Consider the following 19,610-nt stretch of genomic DNA (forward strand, 5'->3'; position numbering starts at 1 on the left):
ACATGCTCCGCATTACCGACCTCAAGCTCCCGCTCAACCACGCCGACGAAGCGCTCCCCGCCGCGATCCGCGATCGCCTGCGCGTCACCCCGCGCGACCTGATCCGCTACACCGTGGCGCGTCGCGCGCACGATGCGCGCGACAAGATGGACATCCAGCTCGTCTATTCGGTCGACGTCACGCTGAAGAACGAGGACACGGTCCTCCAGCGCTTCCGCAAGGATCGTCACGTCCAGCGCACGCCGGACACCGGCTACCGCTCCGTCACCAAGGGCGGCGCGAGCTATACCGGCCCGCGTCCGGTGGTCGTCGGCGCAGGGCCGTGCGGGCTTTTCGCCGGACTGATCCTCGCGCAGATGGGGTTCCGCCCGATCATCCTCGACCGCGGCAAGGTCGTCCGCGAGCGCACCAAGGACACCTGGGGGCTCTGGCGCAAGAGCGTCCTCAACCCCGAATCGAACGTCCAGTTCGGCGAGGGGGGTGCCGGCACATTCTCCGACGGCAAGCTCTGGAGCCAGATCAAGGACCCGCGCCATCTCGGCCGCAAGGTCCTGACCGAGTTCGTCAAAGCCGGCGCACCGCCTGAAATCCTCACCGAAGCGCACCCGCACATCGGCACCTTCCGCCTCGTCACGATGGTCGAGAGCATGCGCGAGACGATCGAGGCGCTCGGCGGCGAATACCGCTTCTCGACGCGCGTCGACGGTCTCGACATCGTGGAGGAGGCCGGCACGCGCCAACTCCGCGGCCTCCACCTCAGCACCGGCGACTATCTCGAAGCCAACCACGTCGTCTTCGCGGTCGGCCACAGCGCGCGCGACACGTTCGAGATGCTGCATGCGAAGGGCGTATACGTCGAGGCGAAACCCTTCTCGATCGGCGTCCGCATCGAGCATCCGCAGTCGTGGATCGACGAAGCCCGGTTCGGGCCGTGCGCAGGCCATCCCGATCTCGGCGCGGCAGCGTACAGCCTGTCGCACCACTGCAAGAACGGCCGCACCGTCTACAGCTTCTGCATGTGCCCCGGCGGCACCGTCGTCGCGGCGACCTCCGAAGAGGGCCGCGTCGCCACCAACGGCATGAGCCAATATTCGCGCAACGAACGCAACGCGAACTCCGGCATCGTGATCGGCATCGACCCGGAACGCGACTATCCCGGCCACCCGCTCGCCGGGATCGAGCTGCAGCGGCATTGGGAATCGCGTGCCTATGTCGCGGGCGGCTCGAACTACAAGGCACCTGCGCAACGCATTGGCGACCTGCTCGCGGGTCGCGCCTCGACCGCGCTCGGCTCGGTGATCCCGTCGTACAAGCCGGGTGTGCACATGACCGACCTGTCGGAGTGTTTGCCGGAGTTCGCGATCACGGCGTTGCGCGAGGCGTTGCCCGCGTTCGGCCGCGAGATCCCCGGCTACGATCACCCCGACGCGGTGCTGACGGGGGTCGAAACGCGCACCTCGTCGCCGGTGAGGATCACGCGCGGCGACGATTTCGTCAGCCTCAACACCGCCGGCCTCTTCCCGGCGGGCGAAGGCGCCGGCTATGCGGGGGGTATTCTCTCCGCCGCAGTCGACGGCATTAAGGTTGCGGAAGCGGTCGCGCTCAGCCTCACTGCCTGACGCCCGAAACGAGCGCCCGAATACCACCCCGGCGAAGGCCGGGGCCCAATCGGGGGACGTCGATGACCGAGGACGATCCTCCGTTACCGGGACCGTTCCAATTGGGCCCCGGCCTTCGCCGGGGTGGTGGACGTGCTCGCCCGTATGGGCGCAGAACCAGCCCCGAATGGCGGCGAAGTCACTTCGCCCGGCCAGGTCCCGTTTTGATCAGCCAGGCCTTCGGCAACCCGGTCGGCTTGGCCACGCCGTCGAGCCGTCGCGCGCTCACCAGCGCCACGCGCTTCAGGATCATCTGGTCCTTGAACGCATCCATTCCGCCGCCGGTCGGCTTGGCGAGAATCCGCTTCACCACGTCCATCCCGGCGATGACGTGCCCGAACGCCGCATACCCCGGATATCCCGCACGCGCGTCCATCGCCGGCGCAGGCCCGACGGTTATGAAGAAATTACCCCCGGCCGAAGCCGGGTTCATCCCGCGCGCCATCGAGATCGTCGCGTCGCCGTGCTTGATCCCGGTCATCGCCGTCGTCTCGAGCGGGAACGGCGGCAGGATTCGCCGCGCATCGGTGCGGATGCCCGCCTGAACGAACCCGGTTTTCGGCGCCGACTTCTGCCGGCTTGCGCGGTAGAAGTCGGTCCCGTCGAAGCGTCCATCATCGACATATTCGAGGAAATTCTGGGTCGTCTTGGGCGCATGGCGCGCGTCGAGCCCCAGCAGGATCGGCCCCTCCGATGTGACGATCCGGACCCGCACGATACCGGGCTTGGCGACCGATATGCCGCGCGACGCAGGCTGCGCCCCGACCGCGGTCGTGAGGCTCAACACCCCCGCCAACCCGATGATAAAACGGCGCATGTCGAGTATTCCCATAGCGGCTGATCGAGGCCCGCTAACCGCCAAGCGATGCCAACGCAACATCGGCCGGCTTGAGGCACCCTGTCCGACGACGACGCACTCTTGAAATTACCCTCCGAGCCGGCCAACTCTCGACCGTCATTACCCATAAGAGAGCCGTAACAGCCCATGACCAACCAACCCGTTCAAGCCGCGGAAACCCAGCCTTCCGATACGCAGCCTGCAGAAACGCACGCGTTCGAAGCGGATGTCTCGCGGCTGCTGCACATGATGGTGCACTCGGTCTATTCGGATAAGACCGTGTTCCTGCGCGAGCTGATCTCGAACGCGGCCGATGCGTGCGAGAAGCTCCGCTACGAGGCGCTGAGTGCCCCCGAACTGCTCGGTCCGGACTCGGTCGGAGGCGAAGCCCGCACGCAGATCGCCATAACGCTCGATCCCGACGCCAAGACGTTGACGATCGAGGACAACGGCATCGGCATGACCGCCGAGGACATGGGCGAGGCTCTGGGCACGATCGCGCGCTCCGGCACCAAGGCGTTCATGGACCGTATCGCCGCCTCGACCGGCTCGGACGGTGCGCAGTTGATCGGCCAGTTCGGCGTCGGCTTCTACTCCGCGTTCATGGTCGCATCGAAGGTCGACGTGGTCTCGCGCCGCGCTGGCGCCGACACCGCGTCGGTCTGGTCGTCGGATGGTCTCGGCACCTACACGATCGCGCCCGTCGACCTCGCCGATGCGCCCGCCCGCGGGACCCGCGTCGTGCTCCATCTGTTGGAGGACGCGACGTCCTTCACCGAGCGCTATACCGTCGAACGGCTGATCAAGGACCAGTCGGGCCACGTCCCCGTCCCCATCACGCTTCGCGAAACGCCCGACGCCGAGCCGGTCGAGATCGCCGACGGCGCCGCGCTCTGGACCAAGCCGAAGTCCGAGATCAGCACGGAAGACTATGCCGATTTCTATCGCAGCGTCTCCGGCCAGTTCGACGAACCCGCGCTGACGCTCCACTACCGCGCGGAGGGGCTGCACGAATATTCGGTGCTCGCCTATGTCCCCGGCGCAAAGCCGTTCGACCTGTTCGATCCCGATCGCAACGGCCGCATGAAGCTGTACGTGAAGCGCGTCTTCATCACCGACGACGCCGAAGTCCTGCCGCGCTACCTCCGCTTCATGCGCGGGCTGGTGGATTCGTCCGACCTGCCGCTCAACGTCTCGCGCGAGATGATCCAGGAGAGCCCGATGCTCGCCGCGATCCGCAAGGGCGTCACCGGCCGCGTGCTCGGCGAACTCGACAAGCTCGCGACCCGCGATGCGGATGCCTATGCGAAGATCTGGGAGAATTTCGGCGCGGTCCTGAAGGAAGGATTGTACGAGGATTTCGAACGGCGCGAGGCCCTGCTGAAACTCGCACGGTTCAAGACCACGACGTCGGCCGGCGCATGGCGTTCTGTCGCCGACTACGTCGCGGCGATGAAGGACAACCAGACGGCGATCTACTACGCGGTTGGTACCGATCTCGACCGGCTCGAAGCCTCGCCGCAGCTCGAAGGGTTCCGCGCGCGCGGGATCGAAGTGCTGCTGCTGCCGGACTCGGTCGACGGCTTCTGGGTGACGGCGGGTATCGATCACGACGGCAAGCCGTTCAAATCGGTGACGCAGGGCGCTGCCGATCTCGGCCTGATCCCGCTGGTCGACGGCGCCGAAGCACCGACGGCCGACACCACGCCGCAAGTCGCGGACTTCATCGCGTTCGTGAAGACGACGCTCGCCGATGCGGTCTCGGAGGTCCGCGCGTCGGAGCGTCTGACCGACAGTTCGGCCTGCCTCGTCGCGGCCGATAGCGGCATGGACCGCCAGCTCGAGCGGATCCTGGCCGCGAGCGGTCAGGCGATGCCCGCCGCCAAGCCGGTGCTGGAGATCAACCCGCGCTCTGCGCTGATCGCCAAGCTGGCCGCGCTCGGCGAGGACGAGACCGCGCTGCGAGAGGACGCCGCGCACCTGCTGTTCGACGAAGCGCAGATCGCCGATGGCGAGCGCCCGGTCGATGCCCGCGCTTTCTCCGCCCGCCTGTCGCGGCTGTTCACGCGCGCGTTGGGCTGAGCGACCTACACCACGGTTCCGCAGATTTGCGGAACCGTGGTCCAACGACTACCCCGCTCCCAAGACGAAGGAGCAGGACATGTCGCCCATTCTAGATCGCCGCCAGATACTGACCGGCGGCGCGGCCATTGCTGGCCTCTCGCTCGGCTCGACCGCCGTACTCGCGCAGAACGACCGGATCGAGAGCCTGATCGCGAAGATGACCCCGGCCGAAAAGGCGGGCCAGCTCAGCTGCTTCTCCGATCAGATCCGCCCGATCGGCGTGCCGTTCAATCCCGGTCTCGCGACCGGCGGCGCGGCCGAGCAGATCGCGCGGATCAAGACCGGCCAGATCGGCATGCTGTTCAACGGCGTCGGCTATACCGGCGCGAAGGCCGCCCAGGACGCGGCGATGGCAACCCGGCTCAAGATCCCGCTGATCTTCGCCGGCGACGTGATCCACGGCCTTCGCACCGCCTACCCGCTGCCGATCGCCGAGGCCTGCGCGTTCGATCCCGACCTCGCCGAGCGGACCGCGCGCGCTGCGGCACTGGAAACCACCGCGCTCGGCATTCACTGGACCTTCGCGCCGATGGTCGACGTCGCCCGCGACCAGCGCTGGGGCCGCGTCGCGGAAGGCTCCGGCGAGGACCCGTATTTGGGCATCCAGCTGGCCAAGGCGCGCGTGCGCGGTTTCCAGGGGGACGATCTGCGCGATCCGACCCGCGTTGCGGCCTGCGCCAAGCATTTCGCCGCATACGGCGCGGTCTCGGGCGGGCAGGATTACAATTTCACAGAAATCTCCCCCGCCACGCTGCACGAGGTCCATCTCGCGCCGTTCAAGGCTGCGGTCGACGCGGGCGTTGCCACTTTGATGAGCGCGTTCAACGACATCGACGGCGTTCCTTCCAGCGGCAATCACTGGCTGATGACCGACCTCCTGCGCGGCGAGTGGCGGTTCCGCGGGATGGTCGTCGGCGACTATACCGCGGACGAGGAACTGATCGCGCACGGCTATGCCAAGGACGGCCGCGACGCCGCGAAGAAGGCGTTCATGGCGGGCATGGACATGGCCATGCAGTCGAACCTGTTCAATCTGTGGCTACCCGACCTCGTCGAGAAGGGCGAAGTCCCGCTCGCGCGGCTCGACGAAGGCGTGCGCCGCGTGCTCCACCTGAAGGATGCGATCGGGTTGTTCGACAACCCCTATCGCTCGGTCAGCCGGAAGGCCGAACGCACCAGCGTCTCGACGCCCGCCATGCTCAAGCTCAGCCGGGAGGCCGGCGCGCGGTCGATCGTGCTGCTGAAGAACGATGGCGACCTGTTGCCCTTGAAGCAGAACCCGGGGCGGATCGCCGTGATTGGCCCGTTCGCGGAGGATCGCAAGAACGTCGTCGGCACGTGGGCGTTCATGGCCGACGAAAAGCTCAACGTCTCGATCGCGCAAGGGCTTCGCGCACGCGGGCTGACCGTGACGACGGCGCAGGGTTCCGAGATCGAAGCTCCCCTGCCCGGCGGGATCGCCACAGCGGTCGCCGCTGCGTACGCTGCGGATATCGTGCTGCTCGCGGTCGGCGAATCGCAGCTCATGTCGGGCGAAGCGCAATCGCGCACCGAGATCACGATCCCAGCGCCGCAGATGGCGGTCGCGGAAGCCATCGCGGCGACGGGCAAGCCGGTCATCGTGCTGCTTCGCCACGGCCGCGCGCTCGCCTTGCACGGTGCCGTCAAGGATGCGCCGGCGATCCTGGCGACGTGGTTTCTCGGGTCCGAAAGCGGCCATGCGATCGCCGACGTGCTGTTCGGCGACGTCAACCCGTCCGCCAAGCTGTCCGCGAGTTTCCCCAACGAAAGCGGCCAGGAACCCTATTTCTACAACCACAAGAACACCGGCCGCCCGGCACCGGATACGGGCAGCCAGGAATACAAGTCGCGCTACCGCGAGACGAAGAACGAAGCGCTCTACCCATTCGGGCATGGCCTGAGCTACACCAGCTTTTCGGTTTCGAACGTCGTCCTGCCGGCGCAAATGACCGACACGCTCGCCGTCACCGCCACCGTCACCAACACTGGCGCGCGGGCCGGCGACGAAGTCGTGCAGCTCTACATCCACGACCGCGTCGCCAGCCGCACGCGGCCGGTCCGCGAACTCAAGGGATTCGCGCGCGTCTCGCTGGCACCAGGCACGTCGAAACGCGTAACATTGACCGTGAAGCGCGATGACCTGCGGTTCTGGGGGGACGGCGATTGGGTGATCGAGCCTGGTATGTTCGACCTCTGGGTCGCGACGAGTTCGGTCGCCGGCGAAAAACAGAGCTTCGAACTCATATAAGCTGTTCTCCCGCCTCGGCGGGGGGAATACGCTACATCCGCACGACCCGGTTTCCGATCCGCTCGGCTTCCTCGGGGTCGTGCGTGACCATCAGGATCGGCAGCTTGAGCACGTCGCGGACATGTTCGATCGCCAGCATGATCTCCTCACGGCGGGCCCGATCGAGCGACGACAGCGGCTCGTCCAGCAGCAGGAAGCGCGGCTGGCTGAGCAGCGCACGACCGATCGCCACCCGCTGTGCTTCGCCGCCCGACAGCGTGCGGGGCCATCGTTCGAGCAGATGGCCGATGCCGAGAAAGCCGATGATGTCCTCGAACCGCTCGGCCTCGCCGCGTACGCCATAGAGCACGTTGGCGCGGACGCGCATGTGTGGGAACAGTCGCGCTTCCTGGAAGACATAGCCGGCGCGGCGGCGTTCGGGGGGCACGTCCATGCCGTCGCCGAACAGCGTCTCGCCATCGATCGCGATCCGCCCGCGATCGGGCCGGAGCAGTCCGGCGACCATGTTCAGGACGCTCGACTTGCCGACGCCGGAAGGGCCGAACAGCACGGTAGCGCCCTCGCCTGCGTCGAGCGTCAGCGAAACCTGCGTATCGCCGAGCAGCTTCTCGACGTCGATTTCAAAGGACATGAAGCCCCCGTCCCGCGCGCCGCGTCAACAGTTCCGACGCAATCAGAGCAACGAGCGACAAGCCCACGGACACACATGACAATCGCCACACCAACGCGTCCGCCCCCGGCTGTTGCAACGCGGAGTAGATCGCCAGCGGCAAGGTCTGCGTTTCGCCCGGGACGTTGGACACGAAGGTGATCGTCGCGCCGAACTCGCCGATCGATCGCGCGAAGCCAAGCACCGCGCCGGCCAGCACGCCGGGGATGCTGAGCGGCAGCGTCAGCGTCCAGAACACACGCCAGGGCCCCGCCCCCAGCGTTCGCGCGGCATTCTCCAGCCGCCTGTCGACCGCCTCGATCGAAATCCGCATCGCCCGCACCATCAGTGGCAACGCCATCACCCCCGCCGCGATCGCCGCGCCGGTCCAGCGGAACAGCACGGTGATCCCGAACCAGTCCTGCAACCACCCACCGATCGGCCCATTGGGCCCGAACGCGAGCAGCAACAACCATCCGGTCACCACCGGCGGCACCACCAGCGGCAGATGGATCGCCGCATCGACGACAACCTTGCCCGGGAAGCGGACGCGCGCGAGCAGCCAGGCCAGCGCGAAAGCGACCGGCAGGGTTACCAGCATCGCCACGCCGCCGACCTTCAGCGACAGCGCGACGATCCCCCATTCGGCCGCGTCAAGCATTTAGCGCGCGGAGAACCCGTAGCGCACGAAGATCGCCTTGCCCTCGCGCGAAACGAGGAATCGCCGGAACGCCTCGGCATCGGGATTGGTCGACGCCTTCAATCGCGCGACCGGGTAGGTGATCGCGGGATGCGTGTTTTCGGGGAAGACGCCCGCGATGCGGACCTTGGCGGACGCCTTAGCATCGGTCGCATAGACGATCCCGAGCGGCGCCGCGCCGCGCTCGACCAGTGCCAGCGTCGCGCGAACATTCTCAGCGCGCACCACCTTCGGCGAGACCTGCGCCCAGACGCCGAGCTTCTCCAGCGACGCCTGCCCGTATTTACCCGCGGGCACCGCTGTGTCCGCCATCGCCAGCGGCCCAGCAGTCAGCACGCGCGCGAGTGCTGCGGGAGGACGCACCGGGATCCGGACCTTGCTGTCGGCGGGGGCGGCGACGACGAGGCGATTGCCGAGGAACGTCACGCGGCTCGTAGCGACGATCAGGTTCTTCTTCGCGAGCTCGTTCATCCAGTCCTCGTCGGCGGAAACGAACAGATCGGCGGGTGCACCGGATTCGACTTGCCGGGCCAAGGCCGACGATGCGGCGAACGAGATGGTCGGCTTGATATGGCCTTTCTTGGCCCACGCATCGGCCGCGGCGGTCAGCGATTCCTGCAGCGATGCGGCAGCGAGCACCAGCGGCGGACGTTGCGCCTGCGCGGTGCCGCTCGCAAGGCCCACCGGGATTGCCAGTGCCGCCATCAGATACCGCATACAGAGACCCCATAATTTCGACCGGCGAACGCCAGCAGACACCGTAACGTCGCGCGCGGCAATGCGTTGCGCGTTAGTTCGCCGTGACCCGCCCGGTTCGCGCCAGCTTGCCCCAGCCGACCAGGGGCCCGCGCAGCGCCTGGGCGATCGCCTTGAGCACGACGTAATACATCACCTGACGATAGCCGATCCGCTGCGGGATCAGCAGCCAGAGCAGCCGCCAGCGTTCCTTCCGCTCCAGCGCGAACGCGATCGTCGCGGCCAACAGGTCGATCGCGGTGAAGATCAGCCAGTAGGCGAGCATCGTATAGACGTCGTGGCTGGTCTGCTCCCAGCCATGCGCCTGCACCGACAGATAGGTCGAGGCGAAGCTCACCAGCAGTGCGAGGTCGATGATCGGCGAGATCGACGCCAGGATGATCTGGAACACGATCGCCTGCGGCAAGCCGACCCAGCCGAGCCCGCGCGGGTGCGACCGGCCGATCGCCGAGCGGTGCTTGTAGAGACATTGCAACGTCCCGAACGCCCAGCGGAACCGCTGCTTGGCAAGCGCGCGCATCGTCTCGGGCGCCTCGGTCCAGGCGATCGCGAACTGGTCGTACTGGACGGTCCAGCCATGCCGCTGGATCGCGATCGTCAAGTCCTGGTCCTCGGCGAGCGTGTCGTCGGGATAGCCGCCGACGCTGCGGATCGCCTCGAGCCGCCACGCGCCGACCGCACCCGGCACGACGGTCATCGCGTTCAACCGCGCGAGCGCACGCCGTTCGAGATTCTGAGCGGTGATGTATTCGAGCGCCTGCCATTTGGTGATCAGGTTGACGCGGTTGCCGACCTTCGCGTTACCCGCGACCGCACCCAGTTCGGGATCGACGAACCAGCGTGCGAGGCGGGCGATCGTCATCGGTTCGAACTGCGTATCGGCGTCGAGCGCGATCACGATCTCGCCGCGTGCCAGTTCGAGACCGCGGTTGAGCGCGCGCGCCTTGCCGCCGTTCTCCAGCGTCAGCAGACGGACACGGTCGTCACCGGCGAACGCCTCGGCGACGACGCGACTGGTGCCGTCGCTCGATCCGTCGTCGATCACGATCACCTCGATCGCGACGTCCTTCGAGGCCAGCACGCCCTCCACGGCGCGCACGATCACGCGCTCCTCGTTGAACGCGGGGATCATCACCGTCACGAACCGCGACGGATCGATCGCCGGGAACACCGTCTTCAGCTCGCGCCGCGCCTGGATCAGCGCGAGCGCAGATAGGGCCAGCGCACGCAAGATGCCGATCGTGATCGCGATCCCGAAGATCCAGCGGAGCGCGACGACGATGCCGCCGAGCGTGCTGAACAGTGCGAGGTCGGCGACAGCGGCAACGCGGTCGCTCGACGAGATAACCGGCATCGACTGGTTTCGCGACAGCCCGGCGAGCGTCGAGACGGGGACGAAGCTGTAGCCCATCGCCCGCAGCCGCTCGATGATGATCGGCAGCGCGGCGACGGTCTCGGCGCGGTTGCCGCCGGCGTCGTGGAGCAGGATGATATTGCCGCTGCGCTCGGGATTGCCCGCTTCGACGCCCGCGATGGTCCGGTCGATGATCGCCTGCACGCCGGGGCGCTTCCAGTCGTCGGGATCGACGTGGAGGCCGACCGAGATATAGCCGCGCTTCTGTGCTTCGAGCGCAGGCAGGATTTCGTCCGCGGTGCTCGGCTCGGCATCGCCGAAATAGGGGGCGCGGAACAGCCGCAACGACCGCCCGGTGAACGCCTGGAACAGCCGCTGCGTGGTGTTGAGCTCGTATTTCACCTGCCGCTGCGAGACGTTGGCGAGGTTGGGGTGCGTGTAGGTGTGGCTGCCGATCTCATGGCCTTCGTCGACCATCCGCTGAAGAAGCGGGCGCTCGGTCAGCGCATTCTCGCCGATCACGAAGAACGTCGCAGGCGCATGCTCGCGCTTGAGGACGTCGAGGATCTGCGGCGTCCATTCGGGATCGGGCCCGTCGTCGAAGGTCAGCGCGAGTTGTTTCGGACGATAGCCGGTTCGCACCACGACATAGGGCGACGGCATCCGGGTGAAATTGACGTCGGCGATCGTGCCGTCCTTGGCCGGCACCGCGTCGCGAATGCCGGTGATAGGCTCGGCGGCGATCTTGAGGATCTCGCCGCTGCCCTCGATATCGACATTGGTGCCGGCCGGCATCTTGTCGATCGAATCGGGGATCGGCAGCTTGCGATGATCGCGACCCCAGATCGACCAGAGCCCGGGATCCTCCGACCCGAGACGCCAGAGTGCGACGCTGCCGAGGCCCGCCTTTTGCAGGAACGCGATCTGGTTGTACGCCGACGCCGCATCGAGCAGCCACACCTGGTGCTTCACGCCACCCTCGGAATAGGCGAAGCTGCTGTTGCCGCTGGCCTTGTCGAAGGTCGGCACCGTGCCCGAGTCCGCTGCGTTCTGCCACGCTTCCTCGACGTCGAGCGCATCGCCGTTGCCGGCATCGGCGCCTGCGTGCCAGTCATAGGCGTAGGAGCCGATCGCCACGACCAGCTTGGCGGGGGGGATGCCACGTGCCGCGTCGGCCACCATGTGCGCGAACCAGCGCTGCGACGCGATCGGGCCTGGCGCGCCGCTCGTTTCGTGCTCGTCATACGCCATCAGGAAGATTTTGTCGGTCACCTTGGCATAGGCCGGCAGGTTCCAATCGGGATTGGCGACCGGCGCGGCGATTGCGACCACCCAGCCGCGGCTCGCGAACCGCGCGCGCGTCTCGGCGAGGAACGCGCGATAGTTGGGCTGTGCCGACGCGGGCAGATCCTCGAAATCGTAGAACACGCCGCCGGCGCGGTTGGCGGCAAGGAACGGCACGAGCTTGTCGAGGAAGGCCGCGCGTGCCTTCGGATCGGCGAACAACGCGGCGCTGCCGGCACCGTCCCAGTTCCCGTCGACCGCGTTCTGCACCATCGGCAGGATCACGGGCCGGTGGACCGCCTTGTTGAGGATATCGCGACCCGACTGATCGCGGAACACGGTGATGTGGTGGTCCTTGCCGGTGATCGAGACCCAGCCGGGGATCAGCCAGTCGAGCTGTTCGACATGCCGCGCGAGGCTGGCGGTGCTCGCCTCGTCCCACGGCGCGTGAAAGGCGATCGCGAGCGCCGGGTTGGCGCCGTTGCCGACACCCGGCTTGGCCGCGCTCGTCCCGAACAGTTGCTTGGCATAGTAATTCAGGTCGCGCCGCGTTTCGCGAAGGATGCCACCGCGCGGCGCGGGCAGCTTGTGGAGCGCGGGGTGCTCGGGCTCGATCGGCAGCAGCGGCGCGGTGGGCACCGCACCGATCGAAACGGCGAACATCGCGATCGATAGCAGCAGCAGCGCGACGAACGCTGCGACGCCAAAGGTGAACCGCCGCCGACGACGGCCGCTTGCATCATAGAAGACAGGATTGAGCGACATGAGGGGGAGTATCAACCGACGGAAGGAAAACGGCAAATTTCTATTTTAGGCCGCTACAGCGCGGTTCCGGCGGACGCTGCTGAAAAATCCGTCACGCTGCGTGGGATGAACCCGGGATCGCTGCATCCCCTCCCGCACGCGGGAGGAGACCGAGGGTGGGCGTGCGGCTTGTATCAGCGTTGCGCCTATCGAGAACGCGAGCCCACCCCCTACCCCTCCCGCATGCGGGAGGGGAGAAGGTCAGATCAGCGGAACTTGCCGCTGAGCGATACGCCGATGATCCGCGGCTCGTTGAACACCGCCGCCATGTAGTTCTCGATCACGCCCTTGAGGTTCTTCTCGCCGGTGATGTTGCGCGCGAATACCGCCAGTTCGTACGCATCGTCGGGCGCGGCGTAGCCGATCTTCAGGCCGCCTTCGAAGTTGCCGTTCGCGGTGAACTCCTTGGTCTTGTACAGTACGAACTGCGTATAGCCCTGGATGTTGAAGTCGCCCGCGATGAACGCGCGACCGCCATTGCCGAGCGGCTGGTCGTAGCGCGCATTGAGGTCGACGTTATACTCGGGCGCATTCGGCAGCGGGTTGCCATTGATTTGCGCGAACGTGTTGGCGCCGACCTTGATCGTCGGATCCTCGACCGTGCAGACGACGACATTGTTCAGGATGCAGACCTGCGCATAGACGTTCTTGTCGCGGATCTTGCTGTGCAACAGGCTGAGCCCAGCGCCGAGCGTCAGGTTCGGTACCGGCTTCCAGTTCGCCTCTGCTTCCATGCCATATGCGTCGGCCTTGTCGGCGTTGAACAGCACGCCGTTGCCGTTCACATCGTTGCCGTTGAGCTGGATGTCCTTGACGCGGTAGGCGAAGACGGTCGCGTTCAGGCTCAGCGTGTTGTTCAGCAGGCGGCTCTTGACGCCACCCTCCCACGACAGGATCGTCTCCGACTTGGCGGTCGTGAAGTCCGAATTGAACACGGCAGAGCGACCCTGGATCGTCGGCCCGCGGAAGCCCTCGGCAACGCGCGTGTAGAGGCTGACGTCCGGGCTCGCCTGATACAACAGGCTCGCATCCCAGCTCGGCTTGGTCGCCTTCAGCGTCACGTCGGTACGGCCGCGATACGTGACCACGCCCGCCGCGGTGTCCGCCGTCTTCAGAAGCTGCGTGCGCTTCTTGTCCTCGGTGACGCGACCGCCAACGGTCAGCGTCAGCTTGTCGACAAGCTCATAGCTGACCTGCCCGAAGCCCGCCCAGGACGTGTTGACGTCGTGCAGGCGTACCCAGTTGTTGGGGTTGCGCGCGGCTGTCGTCAGGAAGAACCCGCGCTGATAGAAGTCGGTGATGTCGCGCGTGTCGAAATACAGGCCACCGACCTGCCAGTTGAACCGACCGCCGGGGGTGCCCGCGAGCCGGACTTCCTGCGACCACTGATCGAGATCGCGGATCTGGCCCTGCGACTGGCCGAAGCCGTTTGCCACGCCGCCGACCGGGAAGTTCGCGCCGGCACCGCCATCGGTGTCGCCACGGCTGAACCCCGAGGTCGTTTCGTACGCAGTGATCGAGGTCAGCGCGGCCGGACCGAAATCGTAGGTCGCGCGGGCCGAGCCGCCATAGGTGTTGTAGCTCTGCGGGTTGTCGTTGCCTTCGTCGTACGACACCACGTTGCGCGGTTCGGCCGACACGGCGTTCGAGCCCTTCTTGAGCGCGCCGCGGTGGAACAGCGTCGAGGTGCCGTCATACCAGCGGGCGTGGCCCGACAGGTCCAGCGTGAAGCGGTCGCCGGGGGTCAGTGCCAGCTGCACGCGGACGTTGCGATCGTCGAAGCCGCCCATCGCGTCCTTGCGCGGCGTCGCGGTGTTGTCGGCACTGACACCCGCGAACCGGTTGTCGACATAGTTCTCGCGGTGCTGGATCAAAGTCGACAGGCGGATGGCCAGGAGGTCCTTGATCAGCGGGCCACCCACACCGGCATCGAGGCTGACGCTATTGTACGAACCGACCGACGCCGAAGCACGGCTGTCGAAGTCGTTGGTCGGCTTGTTGGTATCGAACTTGATGATGCCGGCGGTGGTGTTGCGACCGAACAGCGAGCCCTGCGGACCGCGCAGCACTTCGACCTGGCGGACGTCGAACACCGGGTTCGACTTCAGCACGACATGCTCGAGGATCACGTCGTCCTGGATGATCGTGACCGGCTGCGATGCGCCAAGGTAGAAATCGATGTTGCCGAGACCGCGGATGTAGAAACGCGGGAAGATGCGGCCGGTGGTCGATTCGACGTACAGGCCGGGGACGCGGCCCGACAGCGCGAGCAGCGTGTCGTCGCCGCCTGCGGTGTAGGCGCGCAGCGCATCGCCCGACGCGACACCGACCGACAGCGGCACCTTCTGGAGGTTTTCCGAACGACGCTCGGCGGTGACGACGATGTCGCCGAGACCTTCCGCCGGAGCAGCCTGCTCCTGGACGGGCGCCGCATCCTGCGCGAACGCCGCCGAACCAGCCAACACCGAACCGAACGCGACGCTAAGCATCAGCGCCGACTTAACGACCGAAATCTTCAAAATTCTATTCCCCAATAATGCGGTGCCGTCCCTGACGACCGACCGCACATCCCAAAAATACAACGTCGCGGCTTGTCCTCGACCGCCCTCCCCGGACGGCTCGACGACGCCTCGCGACGCTCACTCCCCGACACGGCGGTTAGGCGGGGATTGTGTTGGTATGATGACAGTTGGTTACGGCGTATTTTTGCACGCAGCGGTTTGCAGAATAGTGCGATATTTTTGCCGCTCGCGACCGGCGGATACGCGATGCTAGCTTCGCGTCATGAACTTGCTGATGCGATTCTGGCTGTCGATCCGAGGCTCGGGCTGGTTCGAACCTAGCATGACCGGTGGCATCTTCCCGTTCCCCTTCGCCTGGCAGGCTTGGGCAATCATGGCAGCCTGGATCGTCGCGATCGCTGCGACCGTGGCGCTCCACGGCGAAGCCGCCTGGTTGATGCGGATCATCCTATGCGTCGGCTACATCGCGTTCGGAATCGCGACGTACGAGTGATGGCGGCGGATGCCGATGCTCTGTTCCAGGACGGACACACATTCGGGGTTTGGTATGGCGAGCGCCCCAAAGTCGCTCCTTCACTCCGGACTGGTTCGGCGTTTGTTCTCTAAAGACAAGAGTAGCATGTTTCCCCGCGAAGGCGGGGATCCAGACTGGGCTCCCGCCTTCGCGGGAGAACAAGGAAGGGCAGACTGTCATTCGACCGCGCGTGCATCGCGCCGCGGCAAAGCCGTGTCGTCCGGCTTGGCGCTAGCCTCAGCTAAGCGCTGCCCCGCCTAGCTTTGGCCGCCTACGCGTCGTCGCCCATCCTCAGCGCCGCGATAAATGCCTCCTGCGGGATGCTGACCGAGCCGTACTCGCGCATCTTAAGCTTGCCCTTCTTTTGCTTCTCCAGAAGCTTCTTCTTGCGGCTCGCGTCGCCACCGTAACACTTCGCGGTCACGTCCTTGCGCATCGCGCTGATCGTCTCGCGGGCGATGACCTTGCCGCCGATCGCCGCCTGGATCGGAATCTTGAACAGATGGCGCGGGATCAGCTCCTTCAACCGCTCGACCATGCCGCGGCCGCGCACTTCGGCGGTACCGCGGTGGACGATCATGCTCAGCGCGTCGACCGGTTCCTCGTTGACGAGGATGCCCATCTTGACGAGGTCGCCTTCGCGGTAGCCGATCTGGTGATAATCGAAGCTCGCATAGCCCTTCGACATCGACTTCAGCCGATCGTAGAAATCGAACACGACCTCGTTCAGCGGCAGTTCGTAGGTCGCCTGCGCACGACCGCCGACATAGGTCAGGTTCTTCTGGATACCGCGGCGGTCCTGGCAGAGTTTCAGCACCGACCCAAGATATTCGTCGGGGACGTAGATCGTCGCTTCAATCCACGGCTCGCTGATCGTCGCGATCTTGTTCGGCTCGGGCATGTCGGCGGGGTTGTGCAGCTCGATATGCGTCGTGCCGGACGGATCGGGGTGAGTCAGCTCGATTTCATAGACGACGGAAGGCGCGGTGGTGATCAGGTCGAGATCATATTCGCGCGTCAGTCGCTCCTGGATGATCTCCAGGTGCAGTAGCCCGAGGAACCCGCAGCGGAAGCCGAAGCCCAGTGCGGCCGACGTCTCCATCTCGAACGAGAAGCTCGCATCGTTCAGCCGCAGCTTCGAGATGCTCTCGCGCAGCTTTTCGAACTCGGCGGCATCGACCGGGAACATCCCGCAGAACACCACCGGCTGGACTTCCTTGAAGCCCGCGAGCGCTTCGAGCGCAGGCCGCTTCGCATCGGTGATCGTGTCGCCGACGCGCGTTTGCGCGACCTCTTTGATCTGCGCGGTGATGAAGCCCATCTCGCCGGTGCCGAGCTCGGTCAGCTGCTCGATCTTCGGGCGGAAACAGCCCACCCGATCGACGAGGTGCATCGTGCCGGTCTGCATGAACTTGATCTGCTGGCCCTTTTTCAGGACGCCGTCGATCACGCGCACCAGGATGACGACGCCGAGATACGGATCGTACCAGCTGTCGACGAGCATCGCCTTCAGCGGCGCCTCCGGATCGCCGCTGGGCGGCGGGATCTTGGTGACGATCGCCTCGAGGATCTCGACGATGCCGATCCCCGACTTCGCTGACGCGAGCACCGCTTCGGATGCGTCGATGCCGATCACGTCCTCGATTTCCTTGCGCACCTTCTCGGGCTCGGCGGCGGGCAGATCGATCTTGTTGATCACCGGCACGATTTCGTGATCGTGCTCGATCGACTGGTAGACGTTGGCGAGCGTCTGCGCCTCGACGCCCTGCGCGGCATCGACCACCAGCAGCGCGCCCTCGCATGCGGCCAGGCTGCGGCTCACTTCATAGGCGAAGTCGACATGCCCCGGCGTGTCCATCAGGTTGAGGACGTAGTCCAGGCCGTCCTTCGCGTGATACGCAAGGCGCACGGTCTGCGCCTTGATCGTGATCCCGCGTTCCTTCTCGATGTCCATGTTGTCGAGCACCTGCTCGGACATTTCGCGCGCGGTCAGGCCGCCAGTTTCCTGGATCAGCCGGTCGGCGAGCGTCGACTTGCCATGGTCGATATGGGCGATGATGGAGAAATTGCGGATGCGGTCGAGCGGAGTCATGGCGCGCTCCTAGCAGCGACGCCGCGCGGGGGATAGACGGCCGACCTAAAGCTTGCGCGCGATGAGATGATAGCAGCGCGCGACCTGCCGATACGGGTCCAGCCGGCCCGCCAGCCATTCGGCCTGCAACACGTCCTCGGGATCGTCCGCCAAGATCGGACCGGTGTGGTGATCGGTAAAGATGCCGATACCCGACCATTCGACGATCCCGGCGCCTGTCTCGCTCAGCAGCGCCTCGACCGTTGCACGCGTATGATTGCGCATACGCGGGCTTGATCCAGGTTACCGGCCGGCCCCGATAAAAGAACCGCCATCCCGGCGCAGCTTCCCCCCGCGAGCTCTTTCAATCGATCGTGCGTAGGATATTTGTCTTGAACGTTCGGCATGTCGCGGCTAGGGCGCTCACCGGCAATGTTGTCGGGGCGTGGCGCAGTCTGGTAGCGCACTGGTCTCGGGGTCCAGGGGTCGTAGGTTCGAATCCTATCGCCCCGACCATTGCCGATTTTTCGGGGTTCAGCCCCGCTTTCCCCGAACATTTTGCATCTTACGCTGCGATCTCCGCTGTCGCGGGCGCGGCTGTCACGCTTGCGTAAATCGCTGGATTTCTCAGCCCCCCGGCTGGCCTGATCGCAGTCCGACGCGCTACTGTTCAGTCGTATGAAGAGGACAGCACGGGAGAGGATTGTCGTGATCGAGGTCAATTTCGACGGGCTGGTCGGCCCGACGCACAATTACGCAGGGCTCTCGATCGGCAATCTGGCTTCGGCGAACAATGCGGGTGCGGTTTCGGCGCCTAGGCTTGCCGCGCTCCAGGGCGTCGCGAAGATGCGGCGGTTGCTTGCGTTGGGATTCCGGCAGGGGATTTTTCTCCCGCACGTGCGTCCCAATGTCGACTGGCTCCGCGCGCTGGGCTTTGTCGGCAGCGATGCCGAGGTGCTTGCCTTGGCCTGGACCGCCGACCGGGCTCTCGTCGCGAACGCCTTCTCCGCGTCGGCGATGTGGACCGCGAATGCCGGGACGGTATCGCCTGCCCCTAATACCGCCGACGGGCTCTGCCATATCTCGGTGGCGAACCTGTCGACCATGCCGCACCGTGCGAGCGAGTGTGGACAGACCGAGCGTCAGTTGCGGCTCGCGTTCGGCGACGCGCGCTTTTTCCGCGTCCATTCGCCCGTTCCCACAGCCTTCGGCGACGAAGGCGCGGCGAACTTCATGCGGATCGTGCCGCAAGCGGGCGGCGTCGGCGTCGAGATCTTCGTCTATGGCGAAGGGCACGTTGGCGACTTTCCGTCCCGCCAGTCACGCACCGCAAGCGAAGCGGTCGCGCGTCGCCACGGCCTCGACCCCGCGCGCACGCTGATGGTCCGGCAAAGCGACGCTGCGATCGCAGCCGGTGCATTCCACAACGACGTCGTCGCGGTCGCCAACGGAAACGTTCTCTTCGCGCACGAGCACGCCTTCGCCGACCCGCAGGCGTTCTATCGTGACTTGCACCGGCTCGTGCCGGACGTGGTGATCCTAGCCGTGCCCGCCGACAGGGTCAGCCTGAAGACCGCGATAGGGACCTATCTGTTCAACTCGCAACTCGTCACTGCGGCTGACGGTACGATGACCCTCGTGCTGCCGGCCGAAGCGCGGGAGGATGCCGCGGTATGGACGTGGTTGACCGAGCAGGTCGCGGATGGCGGTCCGATCCGCCGGCTCGAAGTCGTCGATGTCCGGGAATCGATGCGTAACGGCGGCGGCCCCGCCTGCCTGCGGTTGCGCGTCCAGGTCAACGAGGACGCGCTGGCGTCGATCGATCCCCGGTTCCTGCTGAACGATACGATCTGCACCCGGATCGAACACGTCGTCGCCCGCGAATGGCCGGAAGCGATCGGCTTCGACGACCTCGGCGATCCGCGACTGTGGGAACGCTGCGCGCGCGCGCGCGCCGCACTGACCCGGACACTTGGCTTCGGCGCTGACGAAATCTGAGCGTTACTCGGGAGAAGCGCCCCGCCCGTCCGTGCGACACTCTCGTATCCGGGCGGGGCGCCGTGGACG

Annotated in this window: 13 protein-coding genes and 1 tRNA gene; 6 read left to right on the forward strand and 8 right to left on the reverse strand. The window is 65.9% G+C overall.

Translation table 11 applies throughout. The annotated features are described in order from the left end of the window. The first annotated feature begins 2 nt into the window (after window positions 1–2). Window positions 3–1,619 (forward strand): NAD(P)/FAD-dependent oxidoreductase, encoded by a 1,617-nt coding sequence (locus ASG20_RS04630; RefSeq protein ID WP_056049113.1) that lies wholly within the window; start codon window positions 3–5, stop codon window positions 1,617–1,619. A 178-nt stretch (window positions 1,620–1,797) separates the two neighbouring features. On the opposite strand, the gene ASG20_RS04635 is transcribed toward ASG20_RS04630, so the two are convergent. Continuing rightward, complete coding sequence (locus tag ASG20_RS04635) at window positions 1,798–2,475, reverse strand: peptidylprolyl isomerase (RefSeq protein ID WP_056049116.1); 678 nt, start codon at window positions 2,473–2,475, stop codon at window positions 1,798–1,800. A 168-nt stretch (window positions 2,476–2,643) separates the two neighbouring features. On the opposite strand from ASG20_RS04635, the gene htpG reads away from it, so the two are divergent. Together htpG and ASG20_RS04645 are read left to right on the forward strand one after the other, a co-directional pair. Continuing rightward, window positions 2,644–4,578 (forward strand): molecular chaperone HtpG, encoded by a 1,935-nt coding sequence (gene htpG, locus ASG20_RS04640; RefSeq protein ID WP_056049120.1) that lies wholly within the window; start codon window positions 2,644–2,646, stop codon window positions 4,576–4,578. Between the two features lie 79 nt (window positions 4,579–4,657). Continuing rightward, on the forward strand, window positions 4,658–6,889 hold the full coding sequence (locus ASG20_RS04645) for a glycoside hydrolase family 3 N-terminal domain-containing protein (protein ID WP_082470728.1): 2,232 nt from the start codon (window positions 4,658–4,660) through the stop codon (window positions 6,887–6,889). A 31-nt stretch (window positions 6,890–6,920) separates the two neighbouring features. Here ASG20_RS04645 and ASG20_RS04650 read toward each other — a convergent pair whose 3' ends face one another. The 5 genes from ASG20_RS04650 to ASG20_RS04670 form a co-directional block, all read right to left on the reverse strand. After that, entirely contained in the window at window positions 6,921–7,520 is a 600-nt protein-coding gene (locus tag ASG20_RS04650) for an ATP-binding cassette domain-containing protein (RefSeq protein ID WP_056049123.1), read from the reverse strand. Beyond that, complete coding sequence (gene modB, locus ASG20_RS04655; protein ID WP_056049126.1) at window positions 7,510–8,199, reverse strand: molybdate ABC transporter permease subunit; 690 nt, start codon at window positions 8,197–8,199, stop codon at window positions 7,510–7,512. The genes ASG20_RS04650 and modB overlap by 11 nt, the downstream gene beginning before the upstream one ends. After that, window positions 8,200–8,955, reverse strand: coding sequence for a molybdate ABC transporter substrate-binding protein (gene modA, locus ASG20_RS04660; protein ID WP_056049128.1), 756 nt, complete (start codon window positions 8,953–8,955; stop codon window positions 8,200–8,202). A gap of 73 nt (window positions 8,956–9,028) precedes the next feature. Further along, window positions 9,029–12,397 (reverse strand): polysaccharide deacetylase family protein, encoded by a 3,369-nt coding sequence (locus ASG20_RS04665; RefSeq protein WP_056049130.1) that lies wholly within the window; start codon window positions 12,395–12,397, stop codon window positions 9,029–9,031. A gap of 245 nt (window positions 12,398–12,642) precedes the next feature. Then, a complete protein-coding gene (locus ASG20_RS04670; protein WP_082470820.1) occupies window positions 12,643–14,925 on the reverse strand; it encodes a TonB-dependent receptor in 2,283 nt (760 codons plus the stop codon). Between the two features lie 295 nt (window positions 14,926–15,220). On the opposite strand from ASG20_RS04670, the gene ASG20_RS04675 reads away from it, so the two are divergent. After that, on the forward strand, window positions 15,221–15,451 hold the full coding sequence (locus ASG20_RS04675) for a hypothetical protein (protein WP_056049134.1): 231 nt from the start codon (window positions 15,221–15,223) through the stop codon (window positions 15,449–15,451). Between the two features lie 292 nt (window positions 15,452–15,743). Here the strand turns inward: ASG20_RS04675 and lepA are convergent, their stop codons facing one another. Together lepA and ASG20_RS04685 are read right to left on the reverse strand one after the other, a co-directional pair. Continuing rightward, a complete protein-coding gene (gene lepA, locus ASG20_RS04680; RefSeq protein WP_056049136.1) occupies window positions 15,744–17,564 on the reverse strand; it encodes a translation elongation factor 4 in 1,821 nt (606 codons plus the stop codon). A gap of 45 nt (window positions 17,565–17,609) precedes the next feature. Further along, window positions 17,610–17,828, reverse strand: a complete 219-nt coding sequence (locus ASG20_RS04685) for a hypothetical protein (protein ID WP_056049138.1) — start codon at window positions 17,826–17,828, stop codon at window positions 17,610–17,612. Between the two features lie 154 nt (window positions 17,829–17,982). On the opposite strand from ASG20_RS04685, the gene ASG20_RS04690 reads away from it, so the two are divergent. Then, window positions 17,983–18,059: transfer RNA gene (locus ASG20_RS04690), tRNA-Pro, on the forward strand. Window positions 18,060–18,245: 186 nt separating this feature from the next. After that, window positions 18,246–19,541, forward strand: a complete 1,296-nt coding sequence (locus ASG20_RS04695; RefSeq protein WP_056050440.1) for an N-succinylarginine dihydrolase — start codon at window positions 18,246–18,248, stop codon at window positions 19,539–19,541. Window positions 19,542–19,610 lie beyond the last annotated feature (69 nt).

Origin of the sequence: Sphingomonas sp. Leaf198 (assembly GCF_001424005.1) — a bacterium.
Lineage (GTDB): Bacteria > Pseudomonadota > Alphaproteobacteria > Sphingomonadales > Sphingomonadaceae > Sphingomonas.